The sequence below is a fragment of the Confluentibacter citreus genome (assembly GCF_002807055.1).
GTDB classification, from domain to species: Bacteria; Bacteroidota; Bacteroidia; order Flavobacteriales; family Flavobacteriaceae; genus Confluentibacter; species Confluentibacter citreus.
This window is the reverse complement of sequence record NZ_NIXN01000008.1, coordinates 1-1049: the sequence shown is the minus strand read 5'-3', so window position 1 is coordinate 1049 and position 1049 is coordinate 1. Positions and strand designations below refer to the sequence as shown.

At 31.1% G+C, this 1049-nt stretch carries 1 protein-coding gene; it reads left to right on the top strand.

Annotated features, from left to right (window positions below):
- Nucleotides 1-218: 218 nt before the first annotated feature.
- Nucleotides 219-911, top strand: a complete 693-nt coding sequence (locus tag CDH49_RS13905) for a hypothetical protein (RefSeq protein WP_100616148.1) — start codon at nucleotides 219-221, stop codon at nucleotides 909-911.
- Nucleotides 912-1049 lie beyond the last annotated feature (138 nt).

The window sequence follows — 1049 nt, the reverse complement described above, 5'->3', positions numbered from 1 at the left end:
TAAACAAACAGAATCGGATTTGAATAAAATTGGAAATGAACGAGCAAAATTATTATTCGGATAAAAAACCGATTTGCCAACACCGTGTATAAAAAATTGCTAGTTTTAGCTAACACAAAGGTTGTTGCTCGTTTGCTGGCTTCCGATTTTCCTTCGGAAAATCCTCGCCCCCAAACACGCAACTTTCCATACACGAACACGTTGGGCAACATTTGAAAATGAGCATTTTTAACTTTAAAACTTCAACAAAAAATATAAAAGAATTTCAGCAAAAATTAGCTGAATCATTGCCTGCGGAATTTTCAGCTTATAAAAATATTGTTAAAGAACATGCTTCATATTATTCAATTGTTTTTAGTCATAAACCAGAAGGTATTACTATTATGTATGGCTATCCACCAGATTTTTATAAAAAATATCATAATGAAGACAGGAAACATTTCAAATTATTCGGAGTTTATATTAAACGGAAACAAAACGATGAATATGTGGAAATGCCCATGACATTTGCTCATGGGAACCTTCAAAAAATAATTGTCAATAATCCGACAAAATTTCATAAAATTTTTGATTTTAATTCAATCGAATTAAGAGATATAAAAACTGAAAATATCAAAATCGAAAATCCTGATTTAAAAATTATTCTGAAAATATTAGAATCGTTGAGCAAAAATCAGTTGTCAATGCTTGACCTAGATGACTCTTTTGAATTAGAATATGAAGAAAAACTGTATTATCCAATACTTAACATGGAAGACGGAAACTATATTGCGGTAGATAAAAAAGGAAAAGTATATAGACTTAATCATGACCATTATACTCAAATAAGAAAAATTGCTGAAAATCCAATTCAATTTTTCCAATTATACAATGGACAAAAAAGCGATTTGGAAAATATTATGAACAAATAAAAAACGTAGCCCAACACCGTGTATAAAAAATTGCTAGTTTTAGCTGGCACAAAGTTGGTTGCTTGTTTGCCGGCTTCCGATTTTCCTTCGGAAAATCCTCGCCCACAAACACGCAACTTTCCATACACAAACACGTTG